Source organism: Proteus vulgaris, from assembly GCF_023100685.1.
Classification (GTDB): Bacteria; Pseudomonadota; Gammaproteobacteria; order Enterobacterales; family Enterobacteriaceae; genus Proteus.
Genome location: NZ_CP090064.1, coordinates 4046572 through 4061763, shown reverse-complemented (window position 1 = coordinate 4061763; position 15192 = coordinate 4046572). Strand labels below are relative to the sequence as shown.

At 36.1% G+C, this 15192-nt stretch carries 14 protein-coding genes; 8 read left to right on the top strand and 6 right to left on the bottom strand.

Annotated features, from left to right (window positions below):
* Positions 1-292 precede the first annotated feature (292 nt).
* Positions 293-1369, top strand: coding sequence for a protein adenylyltransferase Fic (gene fic / locus LW139_RS19215; RefSeq protein ID WP_227336141.1), 1077 nt, complete (start codon positions 293-295; stop codon positions 1367-1369).
* 63 nt (positions 1370-1432) lie between these two features.
* On the opposite strand, the gene LW139_RS19210 is transcribed toward fic, so the two are convergent.
* Positions 1433-2413, bottom strand: a complete 981-nt coding sequence (locus LW139_RS19210) for a LacI family DNA-binding transcriptional regulator (RefSeq protein WP_247850395.1) — start codon at positions 2411-2413, stop codon at positions 1433-1435.
* A 216-nt stretch (positions 2414-2629) separates the two neighbouring features.
* Between LW139_RS19210 and LW139_RS19205 the strand changes: the two genes are divergently transcribed.
* Positions 2630-4288 carry a glycoside hydrolase family 13 protein gene (locus LW139_RS19205; RefSeq protein WP_227336139.1) on the top strand — a complete coding sequence of 553 codons (1659 nt, stop codon included), beginning with the start codon at positions 2630-2632 and terminating at the stop codon, positions 4286-4288.
* Positions 4289-4347: 59 nt separating this feature from the next.
* On the opposite strand, the gene mobB is transcribed toward LW139_RS19205, so the two are convergent.
* Complete coding sequence (mobB, locus tag LW139_RS19200) at positions 4348-4866, bottom strand: molybdopterin-guanine dinucleotide biosynthesis protein MobB (RefSeq protein ID WP_166539095.1); 519 nt, start codon at positions 4864-4866, stop codon at positions 4348-4350.
* Positions 4867-4871: 5 nt separating this feature from the next.
* Positions 4872-5462 (bottom strand): molybdenum cofactor guanylyltransferase MobA, encoded by a 591-nt coding sequence (mobA, locus tag LW139_RS19195; RefSeq protein WP_247850394.1) that lies wholly within the window; start codon positions 5460-5462, stop codon positions 4872-4874.
* A gap of 220 nt (positions 5463-5682) precedes the next feature.
* Here mobA and LW139_RS19190 point away from each other — a divergent pair, with 220 nt between their 5' ends.
* The 4 genes from LW139_RS19190 (at position 5683) to polA (ending at position 11045) form a co-directional block, all read left to right on the top strand.
* A complete protein-coding gene (locus LW139_RS19190; RefSeq protein WP_109408934.1) occupies positions 5683-5952 on the top strand; it encodes a YihD family protein in 270 nt (89 codons plus the stop codon).
* Positions 5953-5966: 14 nt separating this feature from the next.
* Entirely contained in the window at positions 5967-6962 is a 996-nt protein-coding gene (locus LW139_RS19185; RefSeq protein WP_247850393.1) for a serine/threonine protein kinase, read from the top strand.
* A gap of 20 nt (positions 6963-6982) precedes the next feature.
* Positions 6983-7606 carry a thiol:disulfide interchange protein DsbA gene (gene dsbA / locus LW139_RS19180; protein ID WP_109408932.1) on the top strand — a complete coding sequence of 208 codons (624 nt, stop codon included), beginning with the start codon at positions 6983-6985 and terminating at the stop codon, positions 7604-7606.
* Between the two features lie 640 nt (positions 7607-8246).
* On the top strand, positions 8247-11045 hold the full coding sequence (gene polA, locus LW139_RS19175) for a DNA polymerase I (protein WP_247850392.1): 2799 nt from the start codon (positions 8247-8249) through the stop codon (positions 11043-11045).
* 53 nt (positions 11046-11098) lie between these two features.
* On the opposite strand, the gene LW139_RS19170 is transcribed toward polA, so the two are convergent.
* The 3 genes from LW139_RS19170 to yihA form a co-directional block, all read right to left on the bottom strand.
* The gene (locus LW139_RS19170) at positions 11099-11557 is read right to left on the bottom strand and encodes a hypothetical protein (RefSeq protein ID WP_166539091.1); all 459 of its coding nucleotides are present in this window, start codon (positions 11555-11557) and stop codon (positions 11099-11101) included.
* Between the two features lie 167 nt (positions 11558-11724).
* Entirely contained in the window at positions 11725-12243 is a 519-nt protein-coding gene (gene def / locus LW139_RS19165) for a peptide deformylase (RefSeq protein WP_109408930.1), read from the bottom strand.
* Between the two features lie 484 nt (positions 12244-12727).
* The gene (yihA, locus tag LW139_RS19160) at positions 12728-13360 is read right to left on the bottom strand and encodes a ribosome biogenesis GTP-binding protein YihA/YsxC (protein ID WP_109408929.1); all 633 of its coding nucleotides are present in this window, start codon (positions 13358-13360) and stop codon (positions 12728-12730) included.
* Positions 13361-13630: 270 nt separating this feature from the next.
* Between yihA and ppiA the strand changes: the two genes are divergently transcribed.
* Both ppiA and LW139_RS19150 read left to right on the top strand, forming a co-directional pair.
* Positions 13631-14200 (top strand): peptidylprolyl isomerase A, encoded by a 570-nt coding sequence (gene ppiA, locus LW139_RS19155; RefSeq protein ID WP_072068777.1) that lies wholly within the window; start codon positions 13631-13633, stop codon positions 14198-14200.
* Positions 14201-14574: 374 nt separating this feature from the next.
* Positions 14575-15150, top strand: coding sequence for an aminodeoxychorismate synthase component II (locus LW139_RS19150; RefSeq protein WP_036933913.1), 576 nt, complete (start codon positions 14575-14577; stop codon positions 15148-15150).
* Positions 15151-15192 lie beyond the last annotated feature (42 nt).

The window sequence follows — 15192 nt, the reverse complement described above, 5'->3', positions numbered from 1 at the left end:
AGAAGGGTAACTTTCTTTGGCGTTTTATTATGATATCGATATGTTATGGCGATGTGTCGATAAAATGTGTTTTTATAAACATAATGGCGAAACATGTTTATGGTATCGACATGTTATGGTGATATGTCGATAAAACGTGTTTTTATAAACATAATAGCGTGACATGTTTATGGTATCGACATGTTATGGTGATATGTCGATAAAACGTGTTTTTATAAACATAATAGCGTGACATGTTTATGGTATCGACATATTATAGCTATATGTCGATATAAATGAGTTTTATAAACATATGAGTTGGTCTCCTAAAACACCCTATAACGATCTACCACTGTTACCACCAGATCTGGAACTCATTGAAACACGTGAAATATTAAAAGCGTGCATCAATGCGCGCTCAGCAATTGCTGAATTAAAAACAGCAGGAGAGTTAATTCCTGATCAGGAGTTATTGATAAATATCCTTCCAATATTGGAAGCAAAAGACTCTTCACGTATTGAAAACATTGTAACAACCAGTGATCAGCTTTTTCAGTATATTGATCATCAAGTCGGTGCTGATCCTGCAACTAAAGAAGCACTTCGTTATCGTACTGCTCTTTATGATGGTTATACTCATCTTGAAACTTATCCACTTTGTACCAACACAGCGATAGCAATTTGCACCAAATTACGCGCAATACAAACTGATATAAGAAAAACCCCTGGTACCGTATTACGTGATCAGAATAATCATGTGGTGTATACGCCACCAGAGGGTGAAGAGTCTATTCGTAATTTGCTGTCAAATTGGGAGCGTTTTATACACAATGAAGATGATTTAGACCCATTAGTAAAAATGGCTATTGCACATTATCAGTTTGAATGCATTCATCCATTCCCTGATGGGAACGGTAGAACAGGGCGAATACTTAATATTTTGTATTTAATTCAAAGCGGATTACTTACATTACCTATTCTTTATTTATCACGCTTTATCTTGGAAAAGCGTGATGATTACTACACGCTTTTACGTAAAGTAACCGAAGAAGGTGATTGGGGATCTTGGATACTATTTATGTTAAAGGCTGTTGAAAGTACATCTCAATGGACAACAAGTAAAATATTATCTATACGTAAACTTATGGAAGAAACAACTGATTATGTGTGTGAGAACCTTCCTAAAATATATACTTACGAGCTAATCCAAATTCTTTTTATGCAGCCATATTGCCGGATTGATAATCTTGTTCAACATGGTGTAGCTAAACGGCAAACAGCATCGATATATCTTAAACAGCTAGTTGAAATTGGTGTGTTGGAAGAAATGAGTGTTGGTCGTGAAAAGTTGTATCTCAATACCAAATTATTACAAGAGTTGAATCAATAATGTTTTTTATTGCCTCGATAACTTAGAGGCAATAAAGGAATAATTGATTTTATAATATATGCTTTAACTACTTTCACCTTGAATAAACTTCACTGGAATAACAGAGACTTTATCTGTTATTTCTTTATTCTCAATTAATGCACTAATCACTTCTACGCTTTTTTCAGCCAGTTGTTCAAAGGGCTGTTCAATACAAGTTAATTGGCGCAGTGTCTGATTTAGCCAAGGACTTCCATCGTAAGCAACGATTTTTAATTGTTCTGGAATGGTTATATTTCGTCTGGTTGCTTCATTAAATAATGCCATCGCAGGAATATCAGCAGCGAAAATAGCATCAATATTGGGATGCTGCGTCAGTATTCTTGTTGCAAAAGTATGGAAGTAATCTTTCTCTTCTTCTTTCCAATTTACTTTGCAGGGAATAGGTATAATACCTGATTGAAGAAGTGTTTCTTTAAAAGCTAAACAGCTTTGATAAGAAGGTGTTGAAGATAAATAGCTGGAATTATCTTCGATGTAGAGTATTTTTTTGCAACTTTTTTGAATAAGGTGTTCTGCTGCTAATCGGCCACCAGTATAGTGATCAGAACAAACCAACGGAATATCACGAAGATGGCGGTCAAGTGTGACTACTGGTTTTTGAATATGCTGATATTCATTGTCATCCAATAGTAGATATTCTGCAATAATACCGTCAATCTGGCCTCGTTTGAGCATATCAAAAAATATACGTTCGCGTACTTTGCTATTTTGTGTAGCACATAACATCATGCTATAACCCTTTTCGGCGAGTTTATTTTCGATAAAACGAGTCACTGTCGCAAAATAAGGGTACTCAAGGCTATTAATAATGACGCCAACAACTGCACTCTTTTGTTGATATAAATTTCTTAGCCAAGTATCTGGAATATAATCTAATTCCTCTACTGCTTTCTTTATTTTTTCTCGTGCAACTTGAGACACATAACCACTGTTATTTAGTGCTCTTGAAACAGTGCTTGCGGCGACATTAGCTTTTTTTGCGACATCACGGATCCCGGCCATTGAATATGCTGTTGCTCCTTTCAATTAGTTGATTGTCTAATATATCTTAATCTGATTAAGACAAACCCCTCTTTAATGAGGTAATTGTGTTTTTTTAGTATGAGCTATTTCACATTTTAGTATGTTAATTACCTTATCCGCTATTTTAGTGCTTATAGTATCTTATATTAAATATGGAACAGTTCCATATATATTAATTACCTTAGTGAGGTGAATATGTCTAATAATTGGTGGAAAGAAGCCGTGGTCTATCAAATTTATCCCAAAAGCTATTACGATAGTAATGGTGATGGTATTGGGGATTTAGCAGGGATCACTGAAAAGTTAGATTATATTCAATCACTAGGCACAAATGTTATTTGGCTATGCCCTATTTTTAAATCGCCTATGAAAGACAACGGTTATGATATTGCTGATTATTCCGTTGTTGATCCTATTTTTGGTGATAACAAGGCATTGGATAAACTGATCAGTGAGGCTAAAAAACGTGATATTAAAATTCTATTAGATTTAGTATTAAATCACTCTTCAGATGAACATCCTTGGTTTAAATCGGCAATCGAAGATCCTAATAGCCCTTATGCGGATTATTATATTTTTAAACAATGGAATAAACCGACTCCGCCTAATAATTTACGTACTTATTTTGACTGCTCTGTTTGGAGCCGAGTAGGAAATACTGACCGATGGTATTTTAATTCGTTTGGTCCAGAGCAACCGGACTTAAATTGGGAAAATCCACAATTACGTAAAGATATTATCGATATGATAAATGCCTGGATAAAAAAAGGTGTTGCTGGATTTCGTATTGATGCGATTGGTAATTTAAAAAAATCCCCTGAAGCCTTATCTGAATATCAATTTGAACCTGATAAAGATGATGGTTCCGCTTCTTTAGTGCCTTGGGTTTTGAATCAACCAGGAATTGATAAGTTTTTAACTGAATTAGTTGAGAATACTTTTAAGCCTGCGAACAGTATGACAGTTGCAGAAATTGATGTGCCAGAAAAAGATTTACGTGCTTATGTCGGCGAGAATGGTTATTTCTCTATGGTATTTGATTTTAGCATTGCCGATTTGGATATTCGCAATGAAAAGCCATTTACAATTAACCCAATTACCGGTGAAAGATTAAAACCTGTATTTATCAAAAGCCAATTAGATACTCAAAGAGTAGGGTGGGGAGCGCCTTATTTAGAAAATCACGATCAACCTCGTTCATTAAATAAATTTCTCCCTAAAGGTGCTATTAACCCCATTAGTGCCAAAATGTTAGCAACATTTTTATTAACGCAACGGGGCACGCCTTTTATTTATCAAGGGCAAGAGATTGGCATGACAAATTGCTCGATGACATTGGAAGAACATGACGATTTACATGTATTTAAATTACATGAATGGGGCAAGAAATTAGGTTATAGCGATAAGCAAATTATTGAATATTTTAATGAACGCAGTCGTGATAATTCAAGAACACCTTTCCAATGGAATAGTGAGATCAATGGGGGCTTTAGTACAGGCAAACCATGGTTAAAAGTTAATCCTAACTATACGCAGATTAATGCAGAGCAAGAGACTAAAGATAAGCACTCTCTTTTCGCTTATTACCAACAATTAATTGCATTAAGACGACATTCAGAGATCAGCGATATTTTGATTTATGGAGAGTTTTTACCATTAAATTCACCAGAAAATGTGATTGCTTTTAAGCGTACTTATGAAGGCAACTCCGTCAATATTTACTGTAATTTTAGTGGTGAGAAAAAGTCATTAACACTTAAAGTAAAACAGGCATATCTGCATAACAGCCCAATAGTTGAAGATGAAAAAGGAAATCTTATACTTCAACCTTATCAGGCTATTATTTTTGCTTAATTTTCTTTATCTAATTGAAAACAAAGCGCCTTTATAGGGCGCTTTATTATTTGTGATTTTTATTTTGTGCTCTTTAGCCAATCTGCAATAAATTCTGCGATAGCCTCAGGTGCGTTGATATCTAGTAGTGGAAAATCGATACTTAAATCACAATCACTGGCGACGGCAATAACGTGCTCATCAAGTAAATCATTAAAATCACGCTCGTTGATATGGCGATAAAGTGCAATTTTAGGAATGGTTTCGCCTTTAAATCCTTCGACTAAGATTAAATCTAGTTTACTCGTATCAAAACGAGATGCGAGGTAATACAAATCTAATTCTGGTAGTTCTGGAGTTTCTGTCATTAATGCCCAACGTTGTTGGCTTGCGACTAATGTCTGGTCGGCGCCTGCTTTTCTAAGCTCGTAGCTGTCTTTTCCGGGTTTATCTACATCCATATCATGATGAGTATGTTTGATCATCCCCACACGAATTTCTCTTTTGCGTAATTGTGGAATAAGCTGTTTTAGTAGTGTCGTTTTACCAGTTCCACTCCACGCCGTGATCCCTAAAAGGGGTAAATCTACTTGTGCCATATTTTTCAGTCCTGTTTTTTTAATTGGTTGGCTTTTTTAATATCGTCAGGGGTATTTAAATTAATAAAAGCATTTGCTTGATCCGCGAATAAAACAGAATGTGCATTTATCTGCTTCATAAACAACATTAATTTTCGATCACCTTGTGCTAAATAGGCTTCTAGCATAGGAATAATGCGACGATTTAATAGTGCTAGTGTAGGGTGCTCTCTTTCACCATCATCAACATAAACAGCCAAAGACTCTCCTTTTTGTTCATAGAGAGTTTCAACCAAATTGAGTGGAAAATAAGGCACATCACAAGGCACAAAGGCAACCCAAGGTGTGGATGCTTGTTTTAATAGTGTTAGCATACCGGCCAAAGGGCCGGAAAACCCTTCTATTTCATCAGTAATAACAGGATATTGGCTCTGGCGATATTGCTCTAGATTTCGATTAGCACTAATCAATATGCTATCAACTTGAGGTGCTAGTTTTTGGGCAATATGGAGGTATAAAGGTTCTCCATGTAGAATTTGTAGCCCTTTATCCGCACCACCCATTCGAGTTGCTTGGCCTCCAGCGAGTATACCACCTGTAATATTCTTCTTTTTCATATTCAATATTTGTGAATAAATTGGCTAAAATTTACGAACGATTTTTATCAAGCAAAGACGATATACTAATAAAAAGTCTCGGCTTAGTGAGATTTCATGTAAAGCAACAGCAATTTTTATCAAAAAAGCGTAATCTTTACGCATATTGACAGAGGTTTCCTTTTTCTATCAGATAATAATTGGTACTTTGTTGTTGTCATTAATAATAAGGATTTTTTGTATGAAATGTCACCGTCTTAATGAAGTTATGGAATTACTACATCCAGTTTGGGAAGAGAATTCTGATTTAAACTTAATTCAATTATTGCAGAAACTGGCTAATGAAGCGGGTTTTAAAGGTCAATTATCTGATCTGACTGATGATATTTTGATTTACCATCTGAAAATGCGAGGTTCAGCACCGACAGATGTTATACCTGGGCTAAAAAAAGATTACGAAGAAGATTTTAAAACCGCTATTTTACGCGCCCGTGGTGTAATTAAAGATTAAGTTCAGGATAGAAAATGGAAATATCTGCCTCATTTAATTTTCAGGGACTTTCACCTGATAACATTTGGGATGCACTAGTTAAAATTGGTTTTTATCCTGAATCAGGGTTAACTGAATTAAATAGTTATGAAAATCGTGTTTTTCAATTTATGGATGAACATAGACAGCGTTATGTGGTGAAATTTTATCGCCCTCAGCGTTGGTCATATGAGCAAATAAAAGAAGAACATGAATTTGTTTTAGCATTAAAGGAAGCTCAAGTATCAGTTGCAGCCCCTTTAATCATACATAATGAGACAGTCCATCTTTCTGATGACGGGTTTTATTTTGCATTATTTCCTAGTATTGGTGGAAGGGCATATGAAACGGATAACTTATTTCAACTAGAAGAAGTAGGACGCACATTAGGGCGCATTCATCAAATAGGTAGAAAAAAGAGTTATCAGTATCGCCCGACCCTTTCTATTGCAGAATATCTGATGGCACCAAAATTAGAATTTGAAAATAGTGCATTAATTCCTAATAGCCTCAGGCCTCAGTTTATTGAGGTGATTGATAAACTTATTCATGAAGTGAGTCCTCGAATAGAAGACTCCACATGGCAAATATTACGACTACATGGGGATTGCCATCCCGGTAATATATTGTGGCGTGATGAAGTTGTAATGGTTGATTTTGATGACTCTCGAATGGGAGCCGCAATACAAGACTTCTGGATGTTATTAAATGGTTCAATGCAAGAGCAAATTATACAATTAGATACAATCCTTGAGTCTTATTATGAATACCAAGATTTTGATTTACGAGAATTGTCATTAATTGAACCACTAAGAGCGATGAGAATGGTGCATTATCTCGCATGGGTATTAAAGCGCTGGAATGATCCGGCCTTTCCAAGAGCTTTTATTTGGTTTCAAGAACAAGATTTTTGGTTTAAACAATTAGCCTTATTCAAGGGACAAGTGGAGCAGTTAAATGAGCCTCCTTTACAACTTAGCCCAATGTATTAATTCTTAGGAGACGATGAAACATGAAAAAGATTTGGTTGGCGTTAGCAAGTATGGTGTTAGCATTCAGCGTGTCTGCTGCAGATATTTCTGAAGGCAAACAATATACTAATCTTTCCAAAACTGTCAATGCAGCGCCGGATGTTGTTGAGTTTTTCTCTTTTTATTGCCCACATTGTTACCAGTTTTCTGAAGTCTATAAAGTCAATAGCACTGTTGAAAAGAACGCACCAGAAAATACCAATATTGTTCGTTATCATGTTGATTTTTTAGGGCCTTTAGGTAAAGATTTGACCCGTTCTTGGGCTGTAGCAATGGCATTAGGTGTTGAAGATCAAGTTTCTCCTGCTTTATTTAAAGGTATTCAAGAAACTCAATCTATTCGTTCTGTTGATGATATCCGCAATACTTTTATTAATGCAGGCGTTAAAGGTGAAGACTACGATGCGGCAATGAATAGCTTCGTCGTCAATTCCTTAGTGAGCCAACAACAAAATGCTGTCGCTGATTTCCAAATTAATGGTGTGCCAGCCATGATCGTTGGTGGTAAATACAAGATGAAAAATGATGGCATTAGCGCTAAATCACCAGAAGAATATGCGAAAACATATTCTGATATTGTGAATCAGTTATTGTTAAAAAAATAATATAGGCTTAATTCTTTCTTATATGGATTAAGTAAAAATATATAGTTTTTATATGAAAAATAGCACTCAGTAAATAAGAGTGCTATTTTTTTTGCTTTCATAAAATTGTCATAATATAACTATCCACATTAATGAAAAATGTTTTTATTAATTTATAATATCTTAATGAATTCGCTAAGTGATTGATTTTTTAATTGTGTTAATAAAGTGAAAAGAAAGGTAACTTATTAATATAGAGAGAATTAAAAAACTACTCACAGAGTTATCCACAGGTTATTGTGAGGTTCGTTGGATAGTTGAAATCTTAATGGGAAAAAAGTGACACTAATATGAACGTTAATATTAATGATGAATCAATGACACTATCCTAAATCGTTTTTAAACAAAGTTGTAAATGTGATTTTTAGCCTTTATTTTTAATTAAGAATAGATTAACAGAAAAGGCTTTTGCTTAAAGTTTGTTTTAATTAATATTAAGTTATCATTATCACTTATTCTTTTCGGTTAAGTTCTGCTAACAATAAATAATTGACTCTTTACGCCGAATTTCCACATTAAAGAACAGGTAATATTCGTCTATTGGGCTGTGATGTGGCATTCTAGTCATATCAACGAACCTCAGAACAATGATGAACAGATTATGGTCCAGATAGCAGAAAACCCCTTTATCCTTGTAGATGGCTCCTCATATCTTTATCGTGCCTATCATGCTTTTCCACCGCTAACTAATAGCCAAGGTGAACCAACTGGTGCGATGTATGGTGTGTTGAACATGTTACGTAGTCTGATAATTCAGTATAAACCAAGCCATGTTGCGGTTGTGTTTGACGCTAAAGGTAAAACATTCCGTGATGAATTGTATGAGGAATATAAATCTAACCGTCCTCCAATGCCGGATGATTTACGTGAGCAAATAGCACCTTTACATGAAATGGTACAGGCAATGGGTTTACCTTTGCTATCTATTTCAGGTGTGGAAGCAGACGATGTCATTGGAACACTGGCACTAAAAGCAGCTGCTGACGGACGTGATGTCCTAATAAGTACAGGTGATAAAGATATGGCGCAGTTAGTGACGCCAAAGATCACGCTTATTAACACTATGACTAACGTTATTTTAGGTCCTGATGAAGTCAACGAAAAATATGGCGTTCCTCCTGAACTGATTATTGATTTCCTCGCATTAATGGGAGATTCATCAGATAACATTCCAGGTGTCCCTGGTGTCGGTGAGAAAACAGCATTAGGGCTTTTACAAGGAATTGGGAGTTTAGACGATATTTATCAACAGCTTGATAATATTGCAACGTTAAGTTTCCGTGGTGCTAAAACACTTGGCGCTAAAATGGCAGAGCATGAGAAAGTGGCAAAACTTTCTTATAAACTGGCAACGATTAAAACGGATGTTGAACTCGATAAAACGTTTGATGATTTAGTGGTTAATGAGCCAAATCTAGATCAATTATTAGAGATGTTCACGCGTTATGAATTTAAACGCTGGATAAGTGATCTTCAAAATGGTGGCTGGTTAGCACAGCGTAGCACTCATAAAGTTGCGGTGCCTTATACCTCTGAAGTCGCAAAACCCAAAGAAGCATCTATATCGGCTAATTTCCCTGTGATCACACAAGAAAATTATGAGGCGATATTAACGCATGAAAGCTTAGTACACTGGGTTGAGCTTCTTAAAAAAGCCCCCGCATTTGCATTCGATACAGAAACTGACAGCTTAAATAATATTGATGCACGTTTAATTGGCATGTCGTTTGCGATTGAGCCAGGCAAAGCAGCTTATATTCCGTTACGTCATGAGTATTTAGATGCGCCAGACCAACTTCCTCTGGATGATGTTCTGACAGCATTAAAGCCTATTTTAGAAGATAAAAATATCTTAAAGATTGGGCAAAACTTGAAATTTGACCGTGGCATTATGGAAAATGAAGGTATCGAATTAAATGGTATCCATTTTGATACGATGTTGGAATCTTATGTATTAAATAGTGTCAGTAATCGACATGATATGGATACGTTGGCTGAAAAACATTTAAACCATAAAACTACCACATTTGAAGAAATTGCGGGTAAAGGTAAAGGGCAACTGACTTTCAATCAAATTGAAGTTGAACAAGCAACGCTATATGCAGCTGAAGATGCCGATATCACTTTATTACTTCATCAAGCTCTGTATCCTCAAATAGAAGCTATTGAACCACTTAAACATGTTTACCGCGATATTGAGATGCCATTAGTCCCTGTGCTTTCTAGAATGGAACGCAAAGGAGTATTAATTGATGCTCAAGTTTTAGCAGTTCAATCTCAAGAAATTACACAACGTTTAGCTGAAATTGAAAAAGAGACGTTTGCGTTAGCTGGGCAAGAATTTAATCTCTCTTCACCTAAACAGTTACAAGAAATCTTATTTGATAAACTGCAATTACCTGTTATCAAGAAAACCCCGAAAGGGGCGCCATCGACTAATGAAGAAGTATTAGAAGAGTTAGCGCATAGTCATGAATTACCACGTTTAATTTTAGAACATCGCGGACTTGCGAAACTAAAATCTACCTATACTGATAAATTACCATTAATGGTGAATAGTAAGACAAAGCGTGTACATACTTCTTATCATCAAGCAGTGACCGCAACAGGTCGTTTATCATCACGGGATCCTAATCTTCAAAATATTCCAGTGAGAAATGAAGAAGGACGCCGTATTCGCCAAGCCTTTATTGCGCGTGAAGGATTTAAAATTGTTGCAGCCGACTATTCACAGATTGAATTGCGGATTATGGCACATTTATCGCAAGACAAAGGTTTGTTAGATGCTTTTGCTCAAGGTAAAGATATTCACCGTGCAACCGCATCTGAAGTGTTTGGCATACCTTTAGAGGAAGTAACCTCTGAACAGCGCCGTAGTGCGAAAGCGATCAACTTTGGTCTTATTTATGGCATGAGCGCATTTGGCTTATCTCAACAAATTGGTGTTGAGAGAAGAGAAGCTCAACGCTATATGGATCTCTATTTTGAGCGTTATCCAGGCGTATTGGATTATATGGAGCGCACACGTAAACAAGCTTCTGAGCAAGGCTATGTTGAAACGTTAGATGGTCGTCGCCTCTATTTACCAGAAATTAATTCGAAGAATGCAATTCGTCGTAAAGCTTCAGAACGTGAGGCTATTAATGCACCAATGCAAGGTACTGCTGCTGATATCATCAAAAAAGCGATGATTGAAGTAGATCATTGGATTTGTAATGAATGCCCTGATGATGTGCATATGATCATGCAAGTACACGATGAATTAGTGTTTGAAGTGCGAGAGTCTTATTTAGAGAAAGCAAACACCATGATCCACAAATTGATGGAAGGTAGTATGGAATTAGCTATCCCATTAAAAGTCGAAGTGGGTGTGGGTAATAACTGGGATGAAGCACATTAATTTTTAAATATTATTCTTTAATAGAAAGGGCACAGGATTGTGCCCTTTCTTGTTTAAGCTTTAGTGTCAGAAGTTAGCTCTGACTCTTCAAATTCAATAAAATCTTCGTGCAAACCTTGGATCAGCCTGTCTGTTGTTGTGCCTTTGTCATCAAGTTCCATCAAAGACCAACCTACGTTGTCATTAACATCATAAAGATAGCCTTCATCAAGCATATCAATTACCTTGCCAATAATTGATTTACCATAGGAATGGAGTAATTCCTTAAGTTCTTGTTTATCAAGTTGGGGGGCTAGTTTTTGATATACATCGTTGGCTTTATCAGAGTAAATATCCATTTCATTGATATTTCCCTCAACATCACGATAGATATCGGTGAGTCCTTTTAACACAAGGAAGCGTGCAAACTGTGGAATATTTTCTTGTAATTCACTATTTGCCCATGATTTGGGATTTGTTGCACCAGCTGCTTTGAGTTGTTCACATAAATCCATAAATTGACTATTTTCCATTTTTACCTCAATTGATGTGCTAATAAGCTTTATATTTATTGTATAAGTGATGGTGAGAAAACAGCGATAATTTATCTGTATTAGGTAGAAAAAAGAAAAGCTCGGTTAATTACCGAGCTTTTTTATGTCAAAACTTATCAAAATGTGAAAAAGAGATAAGTGAATAATTAAGCAACTTGTGAATCGATCAGTTTGCTTAATTTCTTCTGTTTTTTCTCAATACGTTGACGTTTTAACGGAGACAAATGGTCAATAAAGAGTTTGCCATCAAGATGGTCTAACTCATGTTGAATACAGCCTGCAAATAAATCAGAGGCTTCAAGTTCAATTTCATCACCATTTCTATCTAATGCTTTCACCTTTAAGAAGCGGTAACGCTCTGTTGGGGCAAAAGAATCTGGAATAGATAGACACCCATCCATCATATCCATCACTTCATCTTCAGTGCTGATAATTTCAGGATTGATTAGGGCAATCGGTTGATCTCGGTTTTCAGAAACATCAATAACAACAATGCGTTTAGATACATTAACCTGAGGTGCCGCTAAGCCAATACCTCGTTCTGCGTACATGGTTTCAATCATGTCGTCGATTAATGTGCGTATTTCGTTATCTACTTTTTCCACTGGTGCTGCAACTCTGCGCAGACGCTCATCAGGAAAACGCAGCAGCGTTAATACAGCCATGGATACCTCATTTTATCGCTAATTACATATTTACTACGGTCTCGCGGTAAGCGTATCACAAAATCATTAAGGATAAACCGCACCTTTTGTGTGATTTGTTCTATTTTTAATCATATTCATGTAAGTGATTAAAGTCTCATAATTATGTAATTAAACTACATTTATTTATGATTTGAATACATAAACACATAGCTGAATCGTGTCTGCATGTGAAAAAAAATTACAAAAGGGCTTTTATTAACCAATAAAATAGAGTACATTATCTCTCGTAGGGTACAGAGGTAAGATGTTCTATCTTTCAGACCTTTTACTTCACGTAATCGGATTTAGCTGAATATTAGCTGCCCCAGTCGACTTTATTTCGACTGGGGCATTTTTTTGTCTAAAATTTGCTGAAGTGGTTTGTGCTAGAAGTGAAAGGGGAAAGGTGATTTTCCCCTAATCAATAAAAGATCAGTCAGTTTTGGGTGGGAAAAAGAAGAGATTAAACGTTATTGTCGTTTACAGGCGCTTCTTCTTTGCCTGAATACCATTCATTAAGTGTGTTACGTAGCTTATCAATACCAATTTTTTTCAATGATGAAAAATATTCGATACGAATATCACCAACTTTACTTGCTAGTGCATCACGTACACTCATCAATTGTTGTTTACGGGCACCAGATGCCAGCTTATCGGCTTTAGTCAGTAAGACGAGTGTAGGGAGTTCAGACTCAACTGCCCAGTCAATCATTTGCATATCGAGATCTTTTAATGGATGACGAATATCCATTAAAATAACTACGCCTTTTAAGCACTCTCTTTTTTGTAAGTACTCACCTAAAGAACGTTGCCATTTGCGCTTCATTTCTTCAGGAACTTGAGCATAACCGTAGCCAGGTAAATCGACTAAGCGTAAACCCTCTTCAATTTGAAAGAGGTTGATTAATTGAGTACGGCCTGGGGTTTTACTGGTTCTTGCTAACCCATTTTGTTGGGTTAAGGCATTTAAAGCACTGGATTTACCGGCATTAGAGCGACCCGCAAAGGCAATTTCAATCCCTGTATCTGGTGGTAAATGGCGGATATCAGGCGCACTGATGATGAAATGTGCTTTTTGGTAATTAAATTGGGCCATTATGGTATAAACCTCTCTGAAATAATGCGGCTTCTCATGCATACTCATTTCAATTCTGCATGAGAAAGAATATCTAAAATATCTATTTGCTCTATTTTGGCGCAATTTAATGACTTATAACAGAGCTTAAAAATTAAAATTTACTCTGTTATGACGTAATTAGACTTATTGAGCGTAAATAAAGGTAAATGATTGGCACTATTTACCTCAGCGAATTAGAATCGCTGCATATTAAGTAAGTTGTAGACTATTAAAGTAAAGGATCCCTGCATGTTAAAACGTTTTCTTGTCACCTTCGTTACCGCTTGCACTTTAACAACAGCGACTTTTGCAATGGCAACGGGAGAAACCTTCGTTAAATTAGTCACCTCTGAAGGCAATATTGAAATATCACTGGATAATAAAAAAGCCCCAATAACAACGAAAAATTTTATTCAGTATGTCGAAGATGGATACTATAACGGCACAACTTTTCATCGTGTTATCCCCGGTTTTATGGTTCAAGGCGGTGGTTTCACTGCTGATTTGCAACAAAAGCAGACCAGAGCGCCAATTAAAAATGAAGCAGATAATGGGTTACGTAATGTAAAAGGCTCTATTGCTATGGCACGTACGTCGGATAAAGACAGTGCAACCAGTCAATTCTTTATTAATGTGGCTGATAATGCCTTTTTAGATCACGGTCAACGTGATTTTGGTTATGCCGTATTTGGTAAAGTGGTAAAGGGTATGGATGTGGTTGATAAAATTTCACAAGCTCAAACCCGCAATATTGGTCCTTACCAAAATGTGCCGGTAAAAACGGTTACTATTTTATCTGCTGAAGTCGTAAAAGAATAAACGCATTATTGGGATAGGGTATTTACGTATTCTGATAAGATAAAATACATATAAACCGGAGTGAAAGTATTCATTCCGGGGTTTTTAGTACGAAAAAAATATTTTTTATCGTCTGTTTTTTCGTGTGATCTCCTGCAATAAGTATTCATTACACTATTAATCACTGTATTCATCATCAATTACCGTCATTATTGTTATTGCGCAATAAATCAGCAGATTTTCTTGCTTACTATTCATATTTTATACCTGTGCTATGATAATCGGCTTTGTTGTACCCAAGTCGGTTAAACAACGAGCTATTTTGGCAAATATACACTCGCTTTAAAATAGTAATAAAATAGATAATGATAAGAAAATCAGTCGGATAGGCTAATATGCTGTTACTTATTGATAATTACGACTCGTTTACCTACAACCTCTATCAGTATTTCTGTGAATTGGGTGCTGAGGTTGTTGTTAAGCGTAACGATGAGATTGGACTTAAAGAGATAGAAAAGATGATGCCAGCACATCTTGTTATCTCGCCAGGACCTTGTACTCCTGATGAAGCCGGGATCTCTCTTGAGGCTATACAGCGGTTTGCAGGTGAAATTCCTATTCTTGGCGTTTGTCTTGGACATCAAGCAATAGGGCAAGCTTTTGGTGCATCTGTTATTAGAGCACGAGAAGTTATGCATGGTAAAAATTCATTGATACATCATAACCAACAAGGCGTTTTTAAAGGACTTAATCGTCCTTTAAGTGTAACGCGCTATCACTCTTTAGTGATAGATGCTACGACGTTACCTGTGCCTTTTGAAGTAACGGCATGGAGCCAACATGATGGAAATGTTGATGAAATTATGGGAATTCGCCATCGTACACTTCCAATTGAAGGGGTTCAATTTCACCCAGAAAGTATTTTAAGTGAACAAGGGCATGAGTTATTAAATAATTTTCTTAAATATTAATAAGATAGTATTTAAATAGCGAAATAACGCCTTTTTATACAA

Excerpts from the sequence above, each read along its gene's own strand:
- fic (WP_227336141.1), top strand. The coding sequence starts at position 293 with ATGAGTTGGTCTCCTAAAACACCCTATAACGATCTACCACTGTTACCA.
- LW139_RS19210 (WP_247850395.1), bottom strand. The coding sequence starts at position 2,413 with ATGGCCGGGATCCGTGATGTCGCAAAAAAAGCTAATGTCGCCGCAAGC.
- LW139_RS19205 (WP_227336139.1), top strand. The coding sequence starts at position 2,630 with ATGTCTAATAATTGGTGGAAAGAAGCCGTGGTCTATCAAATTTATCCC.
- mobB (WP_166539095.1), bottom strand. The coding sequence starts at position 4,866 with ATGGCACAAGTAGATTTACCCCTTTTAGGGATCACGGCGTGGAGTGGA.
- mobA (WP_247850394.1), bottom strand. The coding sequence starts at position 5,462 with ATGAAAAAGAAGAATATTACAGGTGGTATACTCGCTGGAGGCCAAGCA.
- LW139_RS19190 (WP_109408934.1), top strand. The coding sequence starts at position 5,683 with ATGAAATGTCACCGTCTTAATGAAGTTATGGAATTACTACATCCAGTT.
- LW139_RS19185 (WP_247850393.1), top strand. The coding sequence starts at position 5,967 with ATGGAAATATCTGCCTCATTTAATTTTCAGGGACTTTCACCTGATAAC.
- dsbA (WP_109408932.1), top strand. The coding sequence starts at position 6,983 with ATGAAAAAGATTTGGTTGGCGTTAGCAAGTATGGTGTTAGCATTCAGC.
- polA (WP_247850392.1), top strand. The coding sequence starts at position 8,247 with ATGGTCCAGATAGCAGAAAACCCCTTTATCCTTGTAGATGGCTCCTCA.
- LW139_RS19170 (WP_166539091.1), bottom strand. The coding sequence starts at position 11,557 with ATGGAAAATAGTCAATTTATGGATTTATGTGAACAACTCAAAGCAGCT.
- def (WP_109408930.1), bottom strand. The coding sequence starts at position 12,243 with ATGGCTGTATTAACGCTGCTGCGTTTTCCTGATGAGCGTCTGCGCAGA.
- yihA (WP_109408929.1), bottom strand. The coding sequence starts at position 13,360 with ATGGCCCAATTTAATTACCAAAAAGCACATTTCATCATCAGTGCGCCT.
- ppiA (WP_072068777.1), top strand. The coding sequence starts at position 13,631 with ATGTTAAAACGTTTTCTTGTCACCTTCGTTACCGCTTGCACTTTAACA.
- LW139_RS19150 (WP_036933913.1), top strand. The coding sequence starts at position 14,575 with ATGCTGTTACTTATTGATAATTACGACTCGTTTACCTACAACCTCTAT.